Origin of the sequence: Nonomuraea sp. NBC_00507 (assembly GCF_036013525.1) — a bacterium.
Classification (GTDB): Bacteria; Actinomycetota; Actinomycetes; order Streptosporangiales; family Streptosporangiaceae; genus Nonomuraea.
Window position 1 is genome coordinate 7,666,937 of record NZ_CP107853.1, and the last position, 18,793, is coordinate 7,685,729.

General features: G+C 69.7%; 23 protein-coding genes. 6 read left to right on the forward strand and 17 right to left on the reverse strand.

The features are described from left to right. Positions 1-2: 2 nt before the first annotated feature. Positions 3-977: a cytochrome d ubiquinol oxidase subunit II gene (locus tag OHA25_RS36850; RefSeq protein ID WP_327581531.1), complete on the forward strand. Its 975-nt coding sequence runs from the start codon at positions 3-5 to the stop codon at positions 975-977. 166 nt (positions 978-1,143) lie between these two features. Here the strand turns inward: OHA25_RS36850 and OHA25_RS36855 are convergent, their stop codons facing one another. The 5 genes from OHA25_RS36855 to OHA25_RS36875 form a co-directional block, all read right to left on the reverse strand. Continuing rightward, the gene (locus OHA25_RS36855; RefSeq protein ID WP_327581532.1) at positions 1,144-1,572 is read right to left on the reverse strand and encodes a recombinase family protein; all 429 of its coding nucleotides are present in this window, start codon (positions 1,570-1,572) and stop codon (positions 1,144-1,146) included. A gap of 94 nt (positions 1,573-1,666) precedes the next feature. Next, positions 1,667-2,587 (reverse strand): SDR family oxidoreductase, encoded by a 921-nt coding sequence (locus OHA25_RS36860; RefSeq protein ID WP_327581533.1) that lies wholly within the window; start codon positions 2,585-2,587, stop codon positions 1,667-1,669. 117 nt (positions 2,588-2,704) lie between these two features. Next, positions 2,705-3,172 carry a MarR family winged helix-turn-helix transcriptional regulator gene (locus tag OHA25_RS36865; protein ID WP_327581534.1) on the reverse strand — a complete coding sequence of 156 codons (468 nt, stop codon included), beginning with the start codon at positions 3,170-3,172 and terminating at the stop codon, positions 2,705-2,707. Positions 3,173-3,183: 11 nt separating this feature from the next. After that, positions 3,184-4,245, reverse strand: a complete 1,062-nt coding sequence (locus OHA25_RS36870) for an alkene reductase (RefSeq protein WP_327581535.1) — start codon at positions 4,243-4,245, stop codon at positions 3,184-3,186. Between the two features lie 77 nt (positions 4,246-4,322). Continuing rightward, positions 4,323-5,228 carry an NADP-dependent oxidoreductase gene (locus tag OHA25_RS36875; protein ID WP_327581536.1) on the reverse strand — a complete coding sequence of 302 codons (906 nt, stop codon included), beginning with the start codon at positions 5,226-5,228 and terminating at the stop codon, positions 4,323-4,325. A 132-nt stretch (positions 5,229-5,360) separates the two neighbouring features. Here OHA25_RS36875 and OHA25_RS36880 point away from each other — a divergent pair, with 132 nt between their 5' ends. Further along, complete coding sequence (locus OHA25_RS36880) at positions 5,361-5,624, forward strand: hypothetical protein (protein ID WP_327581537.1); 264 nt, start codon at positions 5,361-5,363, stop codon at positions 5,622-5,624. 171 nt (positions 5,625-5,795) lie between these two features. Here the strand turns inward: OHA25_RS36880 and OHA25_RS36885 are convergent, their stop codons facing one another. The 4 genes from OHA25_RS36885 to OHA25_RS36900 all read right to left on the reverse strand — a co-directional run bounded on the left by OHA25_RS36885 (position 5,796) and on the right by OHA25_RS36900 (position 8,539). Further along, positions 5,796-6,557, reverse strand: a complete 762-nt coding sequence (locus OHA25_RS36885) for an alpha/beta fold hydrolase (RefSeq protein ID WP_327581538.1) — start codon at positions 6,555-6,557, stop codon at positions 5,796-5,798. Continuing rightward, positions 6,554-7,138: a TetR/AcrR family transcriptional regulator gene (locus tag OHA25_RS36890; RefSeq protein ID WP_327581539.1), complete on the reverse strand. Its 585-nt coding sequence runs from the start codon at positions 7,136-7,138 to the stop codon at positions 6,554-6,556. The genes OHA25_RS36885 and OHA25_RS36890 overlap by 4 nt, the downstream gene beginning before the upstream one ends. 32 nt (positions 7,139-7,170) lie before the next feature. Next, complete coding sequence (locus OHA25_RS36895) at positions 7,171-7,425, reverse strand: DNA glycosylase AlkZ-like family protein (protein WP_327581540.1); 255 nt, start codon at positions 7,423-7,425, stop codon at positions 7,171-7,173. A gap of 169 nt (positions 7,426-7,594) precedes the next feature. Next, a complete protein-coding gene (locus OHA25_RS36900) occupies positions 7,595-8,539 on the reverse strand; it encodes a helix-turn-helix transcriptional regulator (RefSeq protein WP_327581541.1) in 945 nt (314 codons plus the stop codon). Between the two features lie 83 nt (positions 8,540-8,622). Here OHA25_RS36900 and OHA25_RS36905 point away from each other — a divergent pair, with 83 nt between their 5' ends. Genes OHA25_RS36905 through OHA25_RS36915 form a run of 3 tightly spaced genes read left to right on the forward strand, consistent with a single transcriptional unit; the run spans position 8,623 to position 10,961 of the window. Further along, positions 8,623-9,321 (forward strand): alpha/beta fold hydrolase, encoded by a 699-nt coding sequence (locus OHA25_RS36905; RefSeq protein ID WP_327581542.1) that lies wholly within the window; start codon positions 8,623-8,625, stop codon positions 9,319-9,321. Next, complete coding sequence (locus OHA25_RS36910; RefSeq protein WP_327581543.1) at positions 9,318-10,385, forward strand: epoxide hydrolase family protein; 1,068 nt, start codon at positions 9,318-9,320, stop codon at positions 10,383-10,385. The genes OHA25_RS36905 and OHA25_RS36910 overlap by 4 nt, the downstream gene beginning before the upstream one ends. Positions 10,386-10,421: 36 nt before the next feature. After that, on the forward strand, positions 10,422-10,961 hold the full coding sequence (locus OHA25_RS36915) for a DUF1697 domain-containing protein (protein WP_327581544.1): 540 nt from the start codon (positions 10,422-10,424) through the stop codon (positions 10,959-10,961). 171 nt (positions 10,962-11,132) lie between these two features. Here OHA25_RS36915 and OHA25_RS36920 read toward each other — a convergent pair whose 3' ends face one another. Continuing rightward, complete coding sequence (locus OHA25_RS36920) at positions 11,133-11,951, reverse strand: NAD(P)H-binding protein (protein ID WP_327581545.1); 819 nt, start codon at positions 11,949-11,951, stop codon at positions 11,133-11,135. Between the two features lie 421 nt (positions 11,952-12,372). On the opposite strand from OHA25_RS36920, the gene OHA25_RS36925 reads away from it, so the two are divergent. Beyond that, on the forward strand, positions 12,373-13,338 hold the full coding sequence (locus tag OHA25_RS36925) for a helix-turn-helix transcriptional regulator (RefSeq protein WP_327581546.1): 966 nt from the start codon (positions 12,373-12,375) through the stop codon (positions 13,336-13,338). 112 nt (positions 13,339-13,450) lie between these two features. Here OHA25_RS36925 and OHA25_RS36930 read toward each other — a convergent pair whose 3' ends face one another. From OHA25_RS36930 to OHA25_RS36960, 7 genes are all read right to left on the reverse strand, one after another. Then, positions 13,451-14,644, reverse strand: coding sequence for a winged helix DNA-binding domain-containing protein (locus OHA25_RS36930; protein ID WP_327581547.1), 1,194 nt, complete (start codon positions 14,642-14,644; stop codon positions 13,451-13,453). A 66-nt stretch (positions 14,645-14,710) separates the two neighbouring features. Continuing rightward, positions 14,711-14,893 carry a hypothetical protein gene (locus OHA25_RS36935; protein ID WP_327581548.1) on the reverse strand — a complete coding sequence of 61 codons (183 nt, stop codon included), beginning with the start codon at positions 14,891-14,893 and terminating at the stop codon, positions 14,711-14,713. Between the two features lie 14 nt (positions 14,894-14,907). Next, positions 14,908-15,714: an SDR family NAD(P)-dependent oxidoreductase gene (locus tag OHA25_RS36940; RefSeq protein WP_327581549.1), complete on the reverse strand. Its 807-nt coding sequence runs from the start codon at positions 15,712-15,714 to the stop codon at positions 14,908-14,910. Beyond that, complete coding sequence (locus tag OHA25_RS36945; RefSeq protein ID WP_327581550.1) at positions 15,714-17,057, reverse strand: FAD-binding oxidoreductase; 1,344 nt, start codon at positions 17,055-17,057, stop codon at positions 15,714-15,716. The genes OHA25_RS36940 and OHA25_RS36945 overlap by 1 nt, the downstream gene beginning before the upstream one ends. Before the next feature lie 272 nt (positions 17,058-17,329). After that, complete coding sequence (locus OHA25_RS36950; protein WP_327581551.1) at positions 17,330-17,749, reverse strand: DUF6069 family protein; 420 nt, start codon at positions 17,747-17,749, stop codon at positions 17,330-17,332. Positions 17,750-17,812: 63 nt separating this feature from the next. After that, positions 17,813-18,334 (reverse strand): ABC transporter permease, encoded by a 522-nt coding sequence (locus OHA25_RS36955; RefSeq protein ID WP_327581552.1) that lies wholly within the window; start codon positions 18,332-18,334, stop codon positions 17,813-17,815. Beyond that, positions 18,310-18,519 carry a hypothetical protein gene (locus OHA25_RS36960; RefSeq protein WP_327581553.1) on the reverse strand — a complete coding sequence of 70 codons (210 nt, stop codon included), beginning with the start codon at positions 18,517-18,519 and terminating at the stop codon, positions 18,310-18,312. The genes OHA25_RS36955 and OHA25_RS36960 overlap by 25 nt, the downstream gene beginning before the upstream one ends. Between the last annotated feature and the right edge of the window lie 274 nt (positions 18,520-18,793).

Consider the following 18,793-nt stretch of genomic DNA (forward strand, 5'->3'; position numbering starts at 1 on the left):
CCATGCAGACGTTCTGGCTGGCCCTGCTCGGGCTGCTGCTGTCCGGGTACTTCGTGCTGGGCGGCTACGACCTCGGCGTGCAGCTGCTGCACCCGTTCATGAAAGACCGCGACGCGGCTCTAGGTGCGATGGCACCGTTCTTCCTGGGCAACGAGGTGTGGCTGGTGGCCTTCACCGGCGTGCTGTTCGGCGCCTTCCCGCACCTGGAGGGCAGCCTGCTGTCCGGGCTGTACCCGCTGGTGGTGACGATCTTGGTCGGGCTGGTGGTCGGCAACACCGCGGTCCAGCTGCGCCGCCGTACCCGCCGCGGCCGCCGGTGGTGGCAGGCGCTCATCGTGGCGGGCGGCGCGTTGCCGGCCGTGTGCTGGGGGCTGGTGGTGGGGGTGTTGCTGCATGGGGTGCCGCGCCGCGCCGACGGCAGCTTCCACCTCGGGGCCGGCCAGGTCCTCACGCCGTTCGTGCTGGTGTGCGGGGCGGGCATGGCGTTGCTGTTCGCCGTGCACGGGGCGACCTTCCTGGCGCTGCGCTCGGTCCCTGACCTGGCCGCCAGGGCCCGCAGGGCGGGCACCACCCTGGTGGGCGCGGCCGGCGCCGCCGCCGTCCTGGCGCTGGTGTTGACGCTGCTGGGCGTGGGCGCTTCGATGACCAACCCCCTCACCTCGGCGCTCCTGACCGGGATGCTGGTGACGGCACTGGTGGCCGCCTGGTGGTCGCTGTCGCGCGGGCACCGCATCCGCGCCTTCGCCGCCACCTGCTGTGCAACGGTCGCGCCGGTGCTGCTGGTGGGGGCAGGGCAGTACCCGTACGTGCTGGCCACCAAAGCCGGCGCCGGCCTGAGCGTCGCCGAGGCTGCGGCCGACGGCACCACGCTGCAGATCCTGACCGCGTTCGGAGTGGTGCTGATCCCGGTGATCCTCGCCTACCAGGCGTGGAGCTGGTGGGCCTTCCGCACACGCACCACCGGCAGCTACTTCTGAGCGACGGGCTTCTGAGCAGCCGCTGCGCCTTGTCCGGGGTGGCGCCTTGAATGCGACTCGACACGCGACACGATCCAGTCCCGGGGGCGGGGAACCCAGGAACAACCGTTGGCGCTGAGAATGATCTTGCGTGAACTGTGATGTTCAGCCTCGGCATGCGACCGCTCTACCTGGAGGTTTCTGGTCCGTGGATGATGCGGTGGATGGTGGAGCGCCCGACGCTGTACTCGGTGGCCAGGTCGGCCAGAGACACCTCGCCCTCGGCGTATCGGTGGCGGATGGAGCGCCGGGCGGGTTCGGGCAGTTTAGGCTGCTTGCCCTTGAGCTTGCCGTTCTTCTTGGCCAGGGCCATGCCTTCGCGGGTGCGCATGTGCCCGAGGTTGGTCTCGAACTCGGCGACCATGGCGAGGGTCTGCAGGAACAGCCGCCCGAACGGGTCGTTCCAGTCGTAGACCGAGCCGCCGAGTTCGAACAGGACGCCGCGTCCGGACAGGTCGGTGAGGATCTCGTTGGCCTCAGCCATGTTGCGGGCGAAGCGGTCGAACGTGGTCACGATGAAGACGCTGCCGTCCCATACGGCGGCGAACACCTCCACCTGGGGCTCTGTCTCGGCTGACTGGTGTTCCGGTGGGGGATCGGATTCGGCAGGGCCTAAGGTGTCCTGGTCAGGGCGCCGGGACGCGGGCCTGTCACCGGTGCTGTGCAGTGCCCAACTCGTCGCTATACCGGGCGAGGACGTCCTCGGCCGTGGGGACGGGGCCGAACAGCTGCTCCTGGCGGCGGGGGTCGGCGACGTAGCGGCCGGTGTCGAACCAGCCGAACATCGCGGCCATGTCCTTGATCAGGGGCATGAAGCGGCCGGTGACGGCTCCTGCGGCGCGGGCGACGGCGGACGGGACGGCCCACACCTTGATCTTCTTTCCGGCCCTGCGGCCCATCAGGTCGGCTACCTCGCGCATGCTGACCGGGCGGTCCCAGCCGATGTCGATGCGCTCGCCGTCGTCAGCCTCGGCGTCGACTGCGGCTGCCAGGTACGCCGCGAGATCGGAGGTGTGGACGAAGGTCAGCGGGATGGTGGTCTTGCCGATCCATATCAGGCGGCCCTTGTCGATCGGATCGCCCGCCATGCTCGCGATCTGGTCGAGGAACGCCCCCGGGCGCAGTGCGAGGAACGGGACGCCGAGCTGTTCGAGTTTGTCCTCGGCGAGCTTCTTGTGCCAGAAGTGTGGGATATCGGGCGTCCGGTCGCTGGTGAGGATGCTGGTCAGGACGAACCGTCGGATGCCGGCGCGGTGGGCGGCCTCGGCGAGGTTGGCGTTGCCGACGGTGTCGATGTCGTGCGCGTTCTTGCCGCCGCGGGTGTAGCCGGCGGCGGTGGTGATGACGGCATCGGCGCCGTTCATGGCGGCGACGAGCGAGTCGAGGTCGAGCATGTCGCCGCGGGCGATCTCCACGCCCCGGCTTTCGAGTCTGTCAGCGTCGCTGGCCGGCCGGACCAGGGCACGGACGTTCTTGCCGCGCTTGAGTAGTTCGTCGACGACCTTGCCCCCGAGAGAGCCGGTCGCCCCGACGACGAGGACCGGGAGGGTGGTGGAGTCGGTGGCAGTCATGGGGTTTTCACTTTCCATCAGGTCAGGAGCGAGGGGCTTGGTTGCCGAGGCCGAAGGCGGATGGGACATGGTGATGCGGCCGTTCTTGATGTGCAGACGGCCAGCCGCACCGGCGAGTTATTCGGATTCTTCTTGCGGAAGCGCGCGGCTGCTGAGCGCCTCGGCGATGGCGTAGGCGGTGTCGACGAAGGACTCCGCCTGCTGCTCCGACAGGTTCCGCGCGGAGGTCTCCTCCAGGGCCTGCCACAGGGCCGCGATGGGTTCGCGCATGGAACGGCCCTTGTCGGTGAGGTGGACCACCATGACGCGCCGGTCATGTGCGGCCGGCTCGCGGACGAGCAGGCCGGCATCCTGCATGCGGCGCAGGGACTTGGAGACGGTGGAGTGGTCCAGGCCGACGCTTTCGAGCAGCTCGGACTGGGTCTGGCCGTCCCGGTCAAAGAGCTGCATCAGCAGCAGTTCCTGTCCGGGATGCAGGTCCATCGCGCGAAGCAGGGCGGCGGCGTGGGCGCGGTGGGCGCGGGCGAGCTGGAAGATCGCGTAGCTCATCGGCCCTTTGGCGGCCGTCGTGGGGATGTGGGGCATGGTTCGGCGCCTCAATCCGTGTAGGTGGGGTAGTCGGTGTAGCCGGCCGCTCCGCCGCCGTAGAAGGTGGCCGGGTCGGGGGCGTTCAGCTCCGCGCCGGCGCGGAGCCGCTCGACCAGGTCCGGGTTGGCCAGCGCGAGGGCGCCGACGGAGACCAGGTCGGCCGTGCCGTTGTCGATGTCCTTGGCGCGGGTGGGCAGGTCGGTGCCGCCCCGGTTGAGGATCAGCGTGGCCGGCCACTGCGCGCGCAGGGTTTCCAGTAGAGCCTCCTCGCCCACGTGCATCACGTGGAGGTAGCCCAGGCCCAGCGGGCGCAACGCGTCCAGGAGCGCCGGATACAGCGCGGCGGTGTCGGACTCGGCGATGTCGTTGTAGAGGTTGCCGGGGGAGATGCGCAGACCGGTGCGCTCCGCGCCGATCTCGTCGGCCACGGCGGCGGCTACCTCGACGGCGAAGCGGATGCGGTTGTCAAGGGAGCCGCCGTAGTGGTCGCTGCGCTGGTTGGTGTTGTCGGACAGGAACTGGTGCACCAGGTAGCCGTTGGCGCCGTGGATCTCCACGCCGTCCGCGCCCGCCGTGACGGCGGCCGCCGCGGCGCGACGGAAGTCGTCGACCGTCGCCGCCACCTCCTGCGTCGACAGCGCGCGGGGCTCCGGTATCTCCTGGGGCCCGGACGCGGTGAACATCACGCCCGCGGGGCGGATCGCCGATGGGGCGACCGGCTGGCGCCCGTGGGGCGTGTTGTCGGGGTGGGAGATGCGTCCGACGTGCATCAGCTGGATGACGATCCGGCCGCCGGCCGCGTGTACGGCGTCAATGACCTTGCGCCACCCTGCGATCTGCTCGTCATTGTGAATGCCGGGAGTGAGGAGGTAGCCCTGGCCGTCCGCGGAGGGCTGCGTTCCCTCAGTGATGATCAGCGCGTGCGAGGCCCGCTGGGCGTAGTACTCGGCGTTCAGCTCGGTCGGGACGCCTTCCGGCGTGGAGCGGTCCCGAGTCATGGGGGCCATGACCAGGCGGTGCGGCGAGGATATGCCGCCGACAGTGATCGGCGTCCACAGAGAGTCCAGCATGCATGGTCCTTCGGTGCGGCGAGGCCCGGGTGGGCATCGGGAAACGGCGGGTGGAGTGGACGAAGAGGCGAGCGTGTTCAGCCGACGGTGAGAACGAGCTTGCCCCGGACATGCCCGGCGTCGCTGACCCGCTGGGCCGTGGCGGCCTGGTCGAGCGGATAGGTGGTGACGGTGGTGACGACCTTGCCGATCGCGGCGTCCTGGGCCAGGGCGGCGAGGCGGTCGGACGAGGTCTCCGCAGGACCGCTGGAGAAGGTGATGCCGAGCTGCTGCGCGCGGAAGTCGGCGATGGTGACGATGCGATCGGTGCCGCCCCGCAGGGTGATGGAGTCCTCAAGAGCGCCCTTCCCGGCCAGGTCGAACACCGCGTCCACGCCGTCAGGGGCGAGCGCCCGGACCCGCTCGACCAGGCCCTCGCCGTACACGGTCGCGGTGGCGCCGAGCGAGGCGAGGTAGTCCTGGTTGCCGGGGCCGGCGGTGCCGATGACACGTGCTCCGCGGGCCGTGGCGAGCTGAACCGCCAGGGTTCCGACCCCTCCGGATGCGCCGTGCATCAGCACGGTCTCCCCGGCGGCGACGCCCATCAGGTTCAGGACCCGCTCGGCGGTCTCACCTGCCACCGGGAGCGCGGCCGCGTGCGGCCAGTCGAGGGCGGCGGGCTTGGGGGCCACGATGGTGGCCAGCGCGTACTCGGCGTACGAGCCGGTGTCCGACCAGCCCAGCACGTCGTCGCCGACCTGCACGCCCTGCACGCCCTCACCCAGGGCGTCCACCACGCCGGCGAGCTCGCCACCGGGAACGGCGGGGAAGGTCGTTGGGTACACGGCCTCCAGCATCCCGGAGCGGATCTTGCCGTCTAGCGCGTTCAGCCCGGCAGCCTTCACGCGGACACGGACCTGCCCGGGGCCGGGCTGCGGGACCTCGATGTCTGCCTCGTGCAATACTTCCGGGCCGCCGAAACGGTCGAAAACGATGTCTTTCATGACAGCTCCTAACGTTGCGCCACAAATTAGGTGGCTAGACACATAATCACAGTAGCAGTGAATATGTGGCTAGCCAACTATTTGCTGCCGCCCGGACCGCGCGAGGTCGACTGCGGCCGACAGTGTCGCCCGGTGCCGCCCCGGGAGTGTCCCGGCCGCCGCAGCAGCCATGCGCGGTCGGAACCCGGCGAGTTGCTGATCGAGCAGGGCTGTCAGCCGACGCCCAGCACCCTCCGGCTGGCGGCCCGTGCCTGCGGTCTACACCCCCTCCTCATCCACCCCACCGCCGTCGAAGAGTTCGGGGATCTCGCCGAGTTGCCGCAGGCCACCAGGCGCTCCAGCACCGTCACCTCTGGCAGCGGCATCCGATGCCGGCGCAGCCAGGCCACCGACTGATCGAACAACACCGTCAGCCCTTCGGCTTGCGTCCACGCCCGTCCACGCCCGTCCACGCAAGAACGTCAAGAACCGCTTCGACAGCACCCGGCTCTCCCACGACTCCCGAGCGCCGAATGTGCGCCGGTGTGGATGATGTATCCGGCGCACCCAGGCGTCCGCTGACTTTGATCACGCGTCTGTCAGGAAGGCCAGTGCGTCGGAGGTGAAGCGCTTATCGGTGAATGTGCCGCTGTGGCTGCGGCCTGGGTAGACGACGAGTTGGGCGTCGGGGATGCCCTCGACCGTGTACCGGGCCAGTTCCAGCGGGTAGACGAGGTCCTTACCACCCTGGATCAGCAGCGTGGCCGCCTTGATGTTGTGCAGCCGGCCGCGCAGGTCGAAGCCGTCTTCGGCGTTGAGCACGGTGACGGCGTCGCTGTGGTCCTTGTGGCCGCTGTCCGACAGCCACAGCAGACATCGGAGCAGTCTCTGGCCGATCGCTGATTCGGTAACGATCTCGGCCAGGGCGGGGCTGGGCCGCCTGCCTTGGCGTGCGCGTTCGATGTAGTTACGTTGGGCTCGCTTGCCGACGGGGCCGAGAGTGCAGGCCGTGCCCGCCAGGACCAGGCGGTTGACCAGGCCGGGATGGTCGGCGGCAAGTTGCAGGGCGATGGAGCCGCCGGTGGAGATGGCCAGGATGTTCACCGGGCCCTCGAAGGTGGTTTTGATCGCTTGCGCGTAGACGGCGGCGAGGTCGGCCATCGTCGTGGTTGACGGCAGCCCGGGTGGCCGGTTGACGACATAGACGGTGAAGTGTTTGGTGAACGGTCGCACCATCCGCATGGTGGACCAGCGTGCCAATCCCGTCGGGTTGGCCGCTTGCGGGGTGTAGAGCAGGACGACCAAGGGTGCTCCCGCGCCGGCCGACAGGTACGGCAGGCCGTTCATCATGGGGTGATCCCTTCTGTGACCGCGTCGATCAGACGGTTCATCACGGCCGGGTAGATCTCGGTGCCTAGGTGTTCGGCGTGCAGCGGGGTCAGCAGGACCGCGCGCAGCACGCCGAGCAGGACCTGCGGATCGTCTTTCAGATGGGTGCTGAGGAACTGGAGCACATCGGCCATCGGGCCGTCCGTCGCTGCGGCCATGCGCTCGGGGGTGAGCTTGGCGGCGACCGCGGCCATTTCCTGGGGGTGGGACATCAGCCGCCGGTAGAGCGGATTGCTGTCGAGTTCGGCGATCGTGGCGCGCAGGAAGCGGCGCAGCGCGTCGCGGGTGTCGGCGCCGCGGTTGAGGCCCTCGTCGATCACCCGGCGCCGGACCTGCTCGCTCTGGCGCAGCATCGCCTCGAAGTACAGGTCCTCCTTGGAGTCGAAGAAGGCGTACAGCGAGGACTTGGCGATGCCCGCGGGAGCGGTCAACTCTTCCAGGGACGTCTTGCGCAGCCCCTGGGTCGAGAAGAGATGGGTTGCGGTGTCGAGCAACTGCTCGATGATCCGCAACCGCTCTTCCTCGGAGAACGCCGACGGCATGTTGTCTCCATTTGAACAGATTGGTTTATTGTTCACAGCATAGCTCTCGGTAGGCAGGCGATGTCGTCCGCCCCCGGTGCGGGCGCAAGATCCGCGGCAGCGAGGAAGTCCAGCAGGCCGCCGCCCTCGACGGTCAACGCGTCACGGTCGGGCGCGGACAGCGGTGCGAACGGGTGCACGGTCAGTGTCGCCGTGCCGTCTGCGGTGGCGAACGTCCAGGTCGCCGCCGTGAAGCCGTCGAGGAGCTCCCGGCCCTGGGAACGCGCAGGCCGGATGCCCCTCAGCAAGAATGGAGCCTTACGCTTCAGCCCGAAGCCGCCTGTCGCGAGGAGCCCTGCACGCCGTACCGACTCCACAGACGCTCCAGGCTCTGCGGCGGCCACCAGGCCCATCGGCCCGGAACAGGCCCGCAAACCAGACACTGAGAGTGGCTCCGCTCTTAGAGCGATACCCCCGCTACGGTGCGGGTTGGGAGCGGGCGACGGCTTGGGTGAGAGCGGTGACGTGCTCGGCGAGCGCCGTGACCAGCGCGGGCGGATTGCGGACGGTGAAGGGCCAGGGCAGGCCGGTGAGGATGCGCGCCATGGCTGGCAGGTCTTCTGCTCCGCTGACCAGGAGCACGCCGCCGTCGGGGCAGGGATGTAGGTCGCCGAAGGTGGCTGACAGGTGGTCGCGGGCGGTCTCCAGGTCGGTGTCGAGCCACACCTCGATGCGGTGGGTCCAGGCGCCGAGAGTCAACATGTGCAGGACGTGTGTCACGGGATCGAACCCCTCGGGCGGGGTGAACCGGCTGGGCAGTCCGACGGCGCCGCTGATCCTGTCCAGGCGGTACATGCGGATGGCGTCGCGGAGGTGGTCGTGTCCGACCAGGTACCAGCGTCGTGCGTGCACGACGAGTCCGTAAGGGTCCACCTCGCGTGCGCCGCGGGTGTGCTCGATCCGGACCGTGTGGCGTGAATGGACGGCGGCGGCCAGCGTCAGCGCCAGCTGCGGTTCGGGGGTCAGCGGGCCTGTCGTCGCCGAGGTGGCGGCGATCAATGCGGTGACGCGTCGGCGCAGCGGTGCGGGCAGGACGCGGTTGAGTTTGACCAGCGCCCGGTGGGCCGGGCCGGGCTCGCCCGCTCGCTGATCCTTGCTGTTGGCCAGCGCGACTGCGACAGCGACTGCTTCGTCGTCGGCGAGCATCAGGGGTGGCAGGCGTACGCCGCGGGCCAGCCGGTAGCCGCCGTAGCGTCCGCGGACGGACTCGACGGGGATGTCCATGTCGCGCAGGGCGGTGATGTAGCGGCGGACGGCGCGGGCGTCGACGTCCAGCCGCCGGGCCAGTTCGTCGGCAGGCACCAGACCGCGGTCTTGGAGGATCTCCAGCAGTGCCAGGACACGGGTTGCCGGACGGGACACGATCGCGATTCTAATGAGGGCAGAAAACGTCCACAATCCTCCCTAGCGTGGCGCCGCAAGAGATCGACGAAAGGAGTCGGCCGATGTCGGCCATCGTTCTTGTCGGCGGTTCGTTCCTTGGCGCGTGGGCATGGGAGCGGGTCACGCCCCTGCTGACCGCGTACGGCCACCAGGTGCATCCGCTGACGCTCACCGGTTTCGGTGACCGCGCGCATCTGGGCTCGTCGGCCACGACGCTCACCACGCATGCCCGTGACATCACGGCCGCGATCGAGTACGCCGGACTGCGTGAGGTGGTGCTCGTGGCGCACTCCTACGGCGGAGCCCCGGCCACGATCGCCGCCAACACGCTTCCCGAACGGATCGCCCGCGTGGTCTACCTCGCCGCGCTCCTGCCCGAGCCGGGCAAGAGCCTGTTCGACATCACGCCCGCGCCCGTCGTCGAGGCCATCACGGAAACCGTCCAGGACGGGCGGATCCCGGTGATGAGCGATGAGGTCATCGACGCCAACTTCGGCAAGCACGGGCTCACCCCCCAGGACCGTGCTTGGCTGCGGGCCCGTGGCGTCGGCCAGCCGATCGGCACCTACCGAGATCCGGCACCGGCCGACCTCGGCGCGGTGCAGAGCCTGCCCCGCACCTACATCGCCTGCGCGGGTGACCCGGGTGGCCCGCCGCACCTGCCGGGCCTCGACGTGATCACGTTGGAGGCCGGGCACTGGCCGATGATCACCGAACCGGTGGCGCTGGCCCGGGTGCTGGATGAGGTGGCCCGGTCATGATGCGGCCGTACCGCGTAGATATCCCGCAGGAGAGCCTGGACGACCTGACCACCCGGCTGGCCAGGACCCGCTTCACCCGCCGGCTGCCCGGCCGGGGGCTCGGCGTGCCCGCCGACCGCGTCCAGCACCTGGTCGAGTACTGGCGCGACGGATACGACTGGCGCGCCTGGGAACGGCGGATCAACGCCCACCCGCAGTTCACAACCCAGATCGACGGACTTGACGTGCACTTCCTGCACATCCGTTCGACCCAGCCGGACGCCTTGCCGCTCATCCTCACGCACGGCTGGCCCATGTCGGTCGTGGAGTATCTGCCGCTGATCGAGCGACTGACCGACGCCTTCCACCTCGTCATCCCCTCGGTGCCCGGCTTCGGATTCTCCGGCGCGCCGCGAGAGCCGGATTGGAACCGCCGCCGCGTCGCCGCGGCGTGGGCGGAGCTGATGCGCCGGCTCGGGTACGAGCGCTACGGCGCGCACGGCAACGACGTCGGCTCCCTGATCTCCATCGAACTCGGACGCCTTGATCCGCACCGCGTCGCCGGGGTGCACGTCACCCAGGTCTTCGCGCTGCCCTCCGGCGATCCGGCGGAGCGCGCCACGCTGGGACCGGACGACCAGGCGAAACTGGCCGCGCTAGAACGCTTCATGGCCGACAGGAGCGCCTACCTCAGGCTCCAGTCCACCCAGCCGCAGACCCTCGCGCACGCGCTCGCCGACTCCCCAGCCGGCCAACTGGCCTGGAACCTGCAGCTGTTCGGCGATTCGGTGAGCGACGACTACATCCTCACCAACGCCGCCATTTACTGGCTGACCGACACCGCCGGCAGCTCGGCCCTGATCGGCTATCACGGCAACCGGCCGCCTGCCGGGCCGTCATCGGTCCCCCTGGGCCTGGCCTGTTTCGCCGACGACTTCTTCCCCTCCATCCGCCCCCTCGCCGAACGCGACCACAGCGCCATCGTGCACTGGAACACCTACGACAAAGGCGGGCACCACGCCGCGCAGGAGGAACCCCAACTCCTCTCCGACGACATTCGCACGTTCTTCGACGCCCGCCGATGACGTCCGGCCTGCCACACCATCTGGAGCACTTTGCGCATGTCGACAGCCTTCGTCGTCTTCTACCGGAACATGAACCTTGGCCACCCGAACAGCCCCAGCCGCGCCATACTCGAGAACGCACTGCGCGAGGCGGGAGCGTCGGCACGGTCGTTCCAAACGAACGGGACGGTCCTGATCGAGGCCGGCGACGCCGCGCCCCGCGAGCTCGTGCACCGGGCGGCACCGCGCCTGCTGACGGTCAGCGGCTACGACGACGCCGCCTTCGTACGTCCCCTCGACCAGCTCACGGCGATCCTCGATCGCGATCCCTTCGCCGGCGCCGGCGACGAACGCACCTACCGCGAGACGTTCACCTTCTTCGACGGCGGCCAGGAGTTCGGCGCCCCGATTCCCTGGACGAATGACCGAGGCGATGTCGACATCATCGAGATCGCCGATGGCGTGGCACTGAGCGTTATCAGGAAGACCGGAACGCGGGCCGGCAGTCCCACCGCGGAGGTGGAGGCGAGACTCGACGTCCCCGCCACAACGCGTACCGCGGGGACGATCAGGCGCTTGGTCCAAGCGTTTCGCTGATCGTGGAGAGACCCCGGCTGCGGGCCTGGTCGGCGACCGCGATGGCTTTGACCGAACTCGTCGATGCGGGTGAGCAGATGAACCAGATCGGTGAGGAGCTCGTCACAGTTTCGCATGCTGCTCAACCCCCGAATCTCCGCTGTGCGGCGCCCCGGGTTCGGCCCGTGCGAGTCAGGGCGCGGTGCGGAACCGTTCAGCGTGTTCCCGCGCCCACTGTGCGAAGGTTCGCGCGGGCGTGCCGGTGACGTCCTCGACGGTGGGCAGGACCACACCGCTGGCCTCGGGCGGGTTCGTGGCCAGGTGGATCCCGAACTCCACGTAGTCCTCGTCGTATCCGTAGCCGCGCAGCCGGGCGCGCTCCGCGTCCTCGCTCAGGTGCACGAAGGCGATGTCCTGCCCGGTGGCCTCGGCGATGATCCGGGTGCGTTCCGCCGGGATAAGGGCTTCGGGCCCGGTGATCGGGTAGCACCGACCCTCGTGGCCCTCGTGGGTGAGCGCGGTGGCGGCCACGGCGGCGATGTCGGCCTCATGCACCATCGCGCTGGGGAAGGTGGCGAGCATGGACACGGTGCCCTGGGAGCGGATCTCTTCGGCCCATTCGAGGGCGTTGCACATGAACTCCACCGGCTGCAGCAGGGTCCAGCGGATCGCACTGGACTCCAGGGCGCTTTCGATGCTGGTGGGCGACCAGCCGCCGAGGACTGTGGCCCGAGTGATGCCGTGGCGTGCGGCGAGGTCGATGATCTCGGGGCCGTTGGTCAGGTCGCCGTCACCGCCGAAGGTGATCAGGTGGATCGCGTCGATCCCTTCGAAGGCTGCTCCGAGCGTGGCGGCATCGGTGAGGTCGCCCGCCACCACCTCGACACCGGTCGGGAGGTCGGCTTTGGCGGGGGTGCGGGAGAGTGCGCGGACGTCGTGTCCGGCTTCGTGGAGTTGCGCGACGAGGTGCCGCCCGACCTGGCCGGTCGCTCCGGTGACGAGGATGCGCATGTTCGTGGGTCCTTTCGTGCGGGTGTTGTCAGTCGGTGCTGGCGTGCAGGGCGCGAAGCCCGAGGACGAAGCCGAGGACGGCGGTCGTGCCGGCGGCGAGGAATCCGTAGCCGACGTCGGGGGTCGCGATCTGTCCGGCGAAGAGGTCGCGTTCGGCCTCGACGACGTGGGGGAGGGGGTTGAACTGCGCGAGGACGCGGATCCACTGCTCGGGAACGGCGACCGTTCCCCGTGCGCCACGGAGAGGTCGATGCCCCGGACAGCGCGGACCTCATCGCCGTCGGGAGCCCGAAAACTCCGGGACAGATTGGCAGTGCTGATCATGTGTCGGCGTACGCTCCATTCCCGCTTCGGTGGCGGTTCCCATCATCACGGGGCTTGTGGCCGCTATATGTCCACAAGTTGGGCCTAGAGTGGGCTCATGTCGACCGGCACCCGCGTCCTCGAACTCCTCGGACTGCTGCAGAACCGGCGTCATTGGCCCAGCCACGAGCTCGCGCGCCGCCTCGGCGTCAGCCAGCGCACGCTCCGCCGCGACATCGACAGCCTCCAGGAGCTCGGGTATCCGATTACCGCCACACGGGGCACCGGCGGCGGCTACCAACTCAGCCCCGGCGCCTCGCTCCCGCCCCTGGTACTCAGCGAGGACGAGGCCGCCGCCATCGTCATGGGGCTCCAAGAGATCACCTCCGGCCCTTTCCCGACGTCAGCCGACGCCGCCCTGAGCGCCATGGCCAAGATCGTCCAGGTGCTTCCCGTACGGATCCGACGCCGCATCGACAGCCTCCGCGCCGTCGCCGTCCCGGCGCGAAACCCCGAGGCACGCGTGGACATCACCGATGTCGCCTCGTTGACGACCCTCGCCCTGGCCTGCCGCGACACCGAGACGGTGGAGTTCGCTTACCGCACCCGCACCGGTCATACCGCGGCCAGGACAGTCCACCCGCACCACATCGTCCGCGTCGAGAACCGCCTGTACCTCATCGCCTGGGACCTCGACCGGGCCGACTGGCGCACCTTCCGCGTCGACCGCATCGGTGATGCGAGCGGCACCGGCACGACGTTCGCTCCCCGCCCCCTGCCCGCCGATGATCCCGTCGAGTACGTGCGCGCCCGGATCAGGGCGATGCCCGCCAGGTATCCCGTCCGCGCCACGGTCGGGGCCCCCGCCGAAAGGGTGCGGGAGGAGATCGCGCACTACGGGACGGTGGAACCCATCGACGACACCTCATGCCGGGTGGTGATCGCCACCGACTCCCTGGACTGGGCCACCTTCTGTATTGGAGCGCTCGAGGCCCCCGTTGTGGTCCACGGCCCACCGGAAGCCATCGCCTACATGCGCGCCTGGGGACGACGCCTCACCGCCGGTACCCAAGAGCCCCCGTGACCCGCGCAACGGTCTTCAGGGGCGCAGAACCGGGCGGTGCCGACCCGGAGCAGCGGAGACGGAGGAAACACGCACCGCCCCAGGCCCCCGGCCCACCCGCGGCCCTTTTGCGTCAACGCCCGGCGCCGGGCTGCATAGCCGGTGAGGGGTAGACGGTGAACACCCGCTGGCCGTCGAGCCACGCGCTGAGCCGCCGCGCTTCGGCCGCCAACGCCTCGCGGGCCTGCGAGGAGACATCGTCATCAAGCAGGCGCAGCTCGACCACACCGCCGGGATCCTGCACCCATGCGCCGACGACGCGTCCGTCGACCCAGGCGGTGGTCCCGGCGTTGCCCGCACTGTCGAACAACTGAGGTGCGTGCGCACCGAGGTAGAAGGCGCGTGTCTTCCAGCCCATCACGGTCGGATCGAGCAACGGCAGGAGCGCGACCCACGGCTCGGCGGCGACGACGGGGGCGAGATCGTCCGCGCGCAGCCACCCGACCGAGCCGTCGTCCAGGGACACCCGCTGCGCGCCGATGTCGTCCAACGCGGTGCGGACTGCGGACTTGGTGGCGCCGAGCCACCAAGCGAGGTCGTCGACGGTGCTGGGGCCGTAGGACCACAGCCACCGGGACACCAACTCGGCATAGCCCTGCCGCGCCGCAAGCGCCTCGGGCACCTCGTCCCCCCACCACGCCTGTGTCGTCGTCCATGTCGGGCGGCTCGTGTACCAGGCTCCAGCGTTGGCCGCGCGCGCCACCGCGCCGTCCAGGCTCAGCTGGGTGAGCACTCGCGGAGCGATCGCGATCCGTCCTCCCCAGGACTTGTCCGGAGCCTGCTCGATGAAACCGGCGGCCTCGGGCACTTCCTCGCGTACCCGCTTCGACGACCGCGGCACGCCGTCGGCCAGGCGTGCCAGCACCGCCTCTTCCGCAGTCGCGAGCCATGCGGCTCCCTGCCCCTCAGCGGCCGGCCCCCAGCGTTGGAGGTCCCTGACCAGTCGTTTGCGATGGGCCGCGGCCACCCGGGCCGAGGCACTTCCCCACACCGCCGGCACAAGATCGCGGGGGAACACGAACAGGGTCTCGCGCATCGACTGTTGTCGAATGAGGGAGCGTGTGTCGTAGAGCGCCCGTTCGACGTCGTCGACGTCGAGCGCGTCGACCCGTGCCCAGCAGGACAGGTGCACGCTCGGCGGGTCGGTGGCGTGTAGACACACCACCGCACGCGCGGCCTCCTCGGCGGAGACCGCCTTGGCCGTGGATGCGAGAGCGTGCCGCACGCCCAACCGGGCACGGCGCTCCTCATCGGTTACCAAGCGCATGGGGCCATCCTGGCGCAGAGGGCCGACAGATCGAGGCGCACGCGGCAACGCATCGACGATTGGGCCTCAGGTCATGGTGCCGCCGCCGAACGCGGTGCTCGCCCGCTTCGTGGGATAGCACACCCATTCGGCCTCCACGGGCTGGCCCAGGCTGGTGCGAGTGACGCCCCTGGCGATGAGCGCGTCGAGGTCCAGGCCCGCGGAAGCCGCCGGGGGCGGTTCGTGGCCGCCGTGGAGCATGCGGGCCACGGACGTCGCCGCCGTCAGTGAGCCTCCGCTGACAGATCCTCCCATTTGGCCCAGCTCTTGAGCCGGTCGGCGTAGGCCAGCTGGGTCATCCGTAGGCCCTCGGTGCCGAAGAACACCCGCAGCGGTGGATCGTTGGAGTCGGCGAGCTTGAGCAGCGCTCGGCCCGCGGCGGCCGGGTCTCCGACGTCGAGGGTCTTGGCGAACGCGACGAAGCTCTCGCGGACGCCGTCGTAGAGGGGGTCGGCCGCTGAGTTGACGGCGCCGGCGGCACCGTCGGTGGCGTAGAAGCTGGGCTCGACCACCGTCACCTTGATGCCGAAGCCCGCGACCTCCTGGGCCAGGGAGTCGCTCAGGCCCTCCAGCGCGAACTTGGAGGCGTGGTACCCGCCGCCGAGCGGCAACGAGACCTGGCCGCCTGTGGAGGAGATCTGGATGATGTGCCCGCCACCCTGCTCGCGCATGATCGGCAGCGCCGCTTGGACGACCCACAGCGGCCCGAACAGGTTGGTCTCCAGCTGGTCGCGCAGATCCTTGTCGCTCAGCTCCTCCACCGCTCCGAACAGGCCGTAACCAGCGTTGTTCACGATGACGTCGAGGCGGCCGAAGTGCTGCCTGGCCTGCCGTACGGCATCGAAGACGGCGGCTTTGTCGGTTACGTCGAGCTTGAGGGGAAGCACCGCGTCGCCGTAGGCGGTCAGCGCGTCGAGGCTCGCGACGTCGCGCGCGGTCGCGGCGACCTTGTCGCCGCGCGCCAGGGCGGCCTCGGCGAAGCTGCGGCCAAGGCCACGGGACGAGCCGGTGATGAACCAGATCTTGCTCATCAGTTGGAACCCTTCACGTTGTGGTTGGCGGCGAACAGGTTGGCGGGGTCGTACTCGCTCTTGACCGCCGCGAGCCGCTGGTAGGTGGCGGACGGGTAGACCGCGGCGACGTCCGTGTCGGTGGCGGTGGTCAGGAAGTTGGCGTAGGCGCCGGTGACGTGCGGGGCGAGCTTGCCCCAGACCGCGTCGAACGCGGGCCGGCCGGCGGCGATGACAGGCTCAGGGCCGACGGTCGTGGTGATAACCATCAGCTCCGCCTGGCGGTGGGCGTAGGCGGTGGCGTCGTCGGGGACGCGGGAGACGGCGCCGCCGACGCTGCGGATGGCGATGACCGGCGAGCCCTGCGCCGTCGCGATCTCGGTCAGGGTCCGCAGGGCGCCGGGCACCGAGGTAGGTCCGACGAAGGCGCTGCGGGTGACGAGCTGGATGCCGGGCGGCGGGGTCGCGCCGTCCACGAGCACGTCGCCGTAAGGCATGAGCGTGACATCGTCAGAGAGCACCGTGCCCAGCGCCCGGATCGGGTCGATGACCTGGGCCGCGAGCTCGGGGTCGTCGCCGTCGAAGGCGACCTGGATCTCCACCGGCGCCTCCGGGCCGCCGGCGAACGGGTTGGCCAGGGTGACGACGGAGGTGAGCTCCTCCGGCGCGGTACGCAGGTAGTCCGCCCAGCCCTGCAGCACCGCGGCCCCCTCGGTGGCCGGGAAGGTGATCTTGCCGAAGATGACGTCGGTGGTCGGGTGGGCGGCGAACTCGAAGGCGGTCACGACACCGAAGTTGCCGCCACCACCGCGCAGCCCCCAGAACAGCTCCGGGTACTCGGTCGCGCTGGCGCGCACGAGCTGCCCGCCGGCCGTGACCACATCCGCCGCGACCAGGTTGTCCAGCGCCAGGCCGTACTTCCTGACCTTCCAGCCGATGCCGCCGCTCAACGTCAGCCCGCCGACACCGACGCTCCTGGTGTCACCGGAGGAGATCGCCAGCCCGTGCGGAGCCAGCGCGGCCACGACCTGACCCCAAGTGGCGCCGCCTCCGATCCGCACCAGGTGCCGGTCCTTGTCGATGACCTCCACGTTCGACAGCCCGCTGAGATCGATCACCACACCGCCGTCATTGGTGCCGAAGCCGGCGAAGGCGTGGCCGCCGCCACGCACCGACAGCACAAGTTGCGCGTCGGCGGCGAATCGGACAGCGGCTTGCACGTCGGCGGCGCTCTTGGGACGCAGCACGTAGGCCGGGTTGCCGGAGGCCAGTATGGAGCGACTGGCCGCGGCGTAGTCGGCCGACCCCGGTTCGATGATGTCGCCGCTGAAGTCACGTCGAAGGGTTTCAGGTGCTGAGTTCATGACATGTTCCTTTGCATTAGCTGAGCTGGTCGGACATGAGATCCCGGTGGCCCACTCCCTGTGACACGTGCAGTCAGTGACGTGCGCCACATGCCGGCTGCCTCAGAGGTGCTTGGGGCGGGGCGAGAGCGGTATGGGCGGCGCGTCCCTCGGCCTCGGATGGCAGCGCCGTCGGCTGCGCAGCATCGCGTTGCGGTCTTCGATCTGCTGCCAGGTGCGCAGGGCGACCACGCCGCCGCCCTCCGTGCAGAGCTCGAACTCCTTGGAAAGGATCAGGCGGACAGGCGGCGGGCGATGGCCGGAACCACGATCGCGGCGGCGACCACGTGCGCCAGCATCAACAGCACCCTCGTGGCCGCGGACGCGTCCACGAGCACATCCGGCACCAGCGACAACACAGTGAGCACAACCGTGGTACGAACGAACACCGCGCGCGGACGGCGAACCGAGCGAGCCAGCACCAGCGCCAGCACCAACCCCACTACGGAGAAGACAACGGTCAGCACGGCGAACCCGAGCACCGGGATCGGCATGCCGCCGACAACCAGGCTGATCCCGGCGAACTCACCCACCGCGGCAACGGCCGCGGTCGCCGCGCCGGCGACCACCGCGGTGATCAAGCCACCGATGACCAGCGGCTGCGCGGGAGAGGTAGCGGTGGGGGTGACGTCGTTGTGGATGTTTTGCGCCATTTGGTGCCTCTCGGAGGAGGACTGTTCGGAGGAGAACAGGCGGTCTGCAGATGCTTGGAGCGTTCAGCGTCCTCTGCGCATGTACGCGCGGAGCGACAACGGGATGAAGATCACCAGCAGCGCGGCCGACCAGAGCAGGACGGCTGTCACCGGATGCGCGAGTGGCCAGGCCACGTTTCCGGACGGGGCGCCCGGGTTGCCGAACAGCTGCCGTGCGGCGGCGGTGAGCGCGCTCACCGGGTTCCAGTCGGCCAGGAAGCGCAGCCAGCCCGGCATGCCGCCGGTCGGGACGAACGCGTTCGACAGCATCGTGAACGGCAGGCCCAGCGGCACCATCGCGTCGGCGACCTGGTCGTTCTTCACCGCCAGGCCCACATAGCCGCCCACCCAACTCAGCGCGTACCGCAGCACGATCATCAGCAGGCCGGTCAGCAGATCGGCGCCGGTCTGCCCGACCGGCACCGCCAACCGCGCCATCGGCATGGAGCGGAACCGGTCCATCACACCGCGGGAGGCGTTGGCGGCCACCCGCGTCATGACCCCCAACCACGCGGAGAAGGTCACCATCGCGAACAGGCCGGGCATGAGGTACTCGTGGTAGTCGCCGCCGTCCGGCACCGCATCAGCGCGTACACCAGGAGCAGCAGGAGGACCTGCGTGTACGTCTCGGCGCCCACCCCTGACGTCGCCACCAGGGCCAGGCTCGACGGGACGAACGCAATCGCCAGCATCCGCAGCGGCCGCGTGCGCCGCCACAGCAGCGTGGGCACCAGCGCCACGCTGCAAGTCCAGGGTGGGCCGGCGTCCGGCCCCGCGTCGAAAGGAGGCTCGACGTGGAATCCATCACCGTCTTGTTCGTTGGTCTCGGCGTCTTGTCGGTCATCGCCACCGCCAGCGGCCGCCAGGGCAGGTCCGCGCGTAACGCGCCCTCGAGCAGCGCGGCCGGCACGAGGATCGCCACGAGCAGCCAGTCACGCCACACGCGCCGCGGCGCGTCGGGAGGCCGGGGCTCATCCCACACGGAGCGAAGAGGGCCGCGCACCC

What these genes read in the sequence shown, in the direction of transcription:
- OHA25_RS36925 (WP_327581546.1), top strand. Translation starts at nt 12,373, where the DNA reads ATGTCGACCGGCACCCGCGTCCTCGAACTCCTCGGACTGCTGCAGAAC.
- OHA25_RS36850 (WP_327581531.1), top strand. Translation starts at nt 3, where the DNA reads ATGCAGACGTTCTGGCTGGCCCTGCTCGGGCTGCTGCTGTCCGGGTAC.
- OHA25_RS36875 (WP_327581536.1), bottom strand. Translation starts at nt 5,228, where the DNA reads ATGAAAGACATCGTTTTCGACCGTTTCGGCGGCCCGGAAGTATTGCAC.
- OHA25_RS36905 (WP_327581542.1), top strand. Translation starts at nt 8,623, where the DNA reads ATGTCGGCCATCGTTCTTGTCGGCGGTTCGTTCCTTGGCGCGTGGGCA.
- OHA25_RS36885 (WP_327581538.1), bottom strand. Translation starts at nt 6,557, where the DNA reads ATGATGAACGGCCTGCCGTACCTGTCGGCCGGCGCGGGAGCACCCTTG.
- OHA25_RS36910 (WP_327581543.1), top strand. Translation starts at nt 9,318, where the DNA reads ATGATGCGGCCGTACCGCGTAGATATCCCGCAGGAGAGCCTGGACGAC.
- OHA25_RS36950 (WP_327581551.1), bottom strand. Translation starts at nt 17,749, where the DNA reads ATGGCGCAAAACATCCACAACGACGTCACCCCCACCGCTACCTCTCCC.
- OHA25_RS36920 (WP_327581545.1), bottom strand. Translation starts at nt 11,951, where the DNA reads ATGCGCATCCTCGTCACCGGAGCGACCGGCCAGGTCGGGCGGCACCTC.
- OHA25_RS36930 (WP_327581547.1), bottom strand. Translation starts at nt 14,644, where the DNA reads ATGCGCTTGGTAACCGATGAGGAGCGCCGTGCCCGGTTGGGCGTGCGG.
- OHA25_RS36915 (WP_327581544.1), top strand. Translation starts at nt 10,422, where the DNA reads ATGTCGACAGCCTTCGTCGTCTTCTACCGGAACATGAACCTTGGCCAC.
- OHA25_RS36860 (WP_327581533.1), bottom strand. Translation starts at nt 2,587, where the DNA reads ATGACTGCCACCGACTCCACCACCCTCCCGGTCCTCGTCGTCGGGGCG.
- OHA25_RS36945 (WP_327581550.1), bottom strand. Translation starts at nt 17,057, where the DNA reads ATGAACTCAGCACCTGAAACCCTTCGACGTGACTTCAGCGGCGACATC.
- OHA25_RS36940 (WP_327581549.1), bottom strand. Translation starts at nt 15,714, where the DNA reads ATGAGCAAGATCTGGTTCATCACCGGCTCGTCCCGTGGCCTTGGCCGC.
- OHA25_RS36865 (WP_327581534.1), bottom strand. Translation starts at nt 3,172, where the DNA reads ATGCCCCACATCCCCACGACGGCCGCCAAAGGGCCGATGAGCTACGCG.
- OHA25_RS36890 (WP_327581539.1), bottom strand. Translation starts at nt 7,138, where the DNA reads ATGCCGTCGGCGTTCTCCGAGGAAGAGCGGTTGCGGATCATCGAGCAG.
- OHA25_RS36870 (WP_327581535.1), bottom strand. Translation starts at nt 4,245, where the DNA reads ATGCTGGACTCTCTGTGGACGCCGATCACTGTCGGCGGCATATCCTCG.
- OHA25_RS36955 (WP_327581552.1), bottom strand. Translation starts at nt 18,334, where the DNA reads ATGCCCGGCCTGTTCGCGATGGTGACCTTCTCCGCGTGGTTGGGGGTC.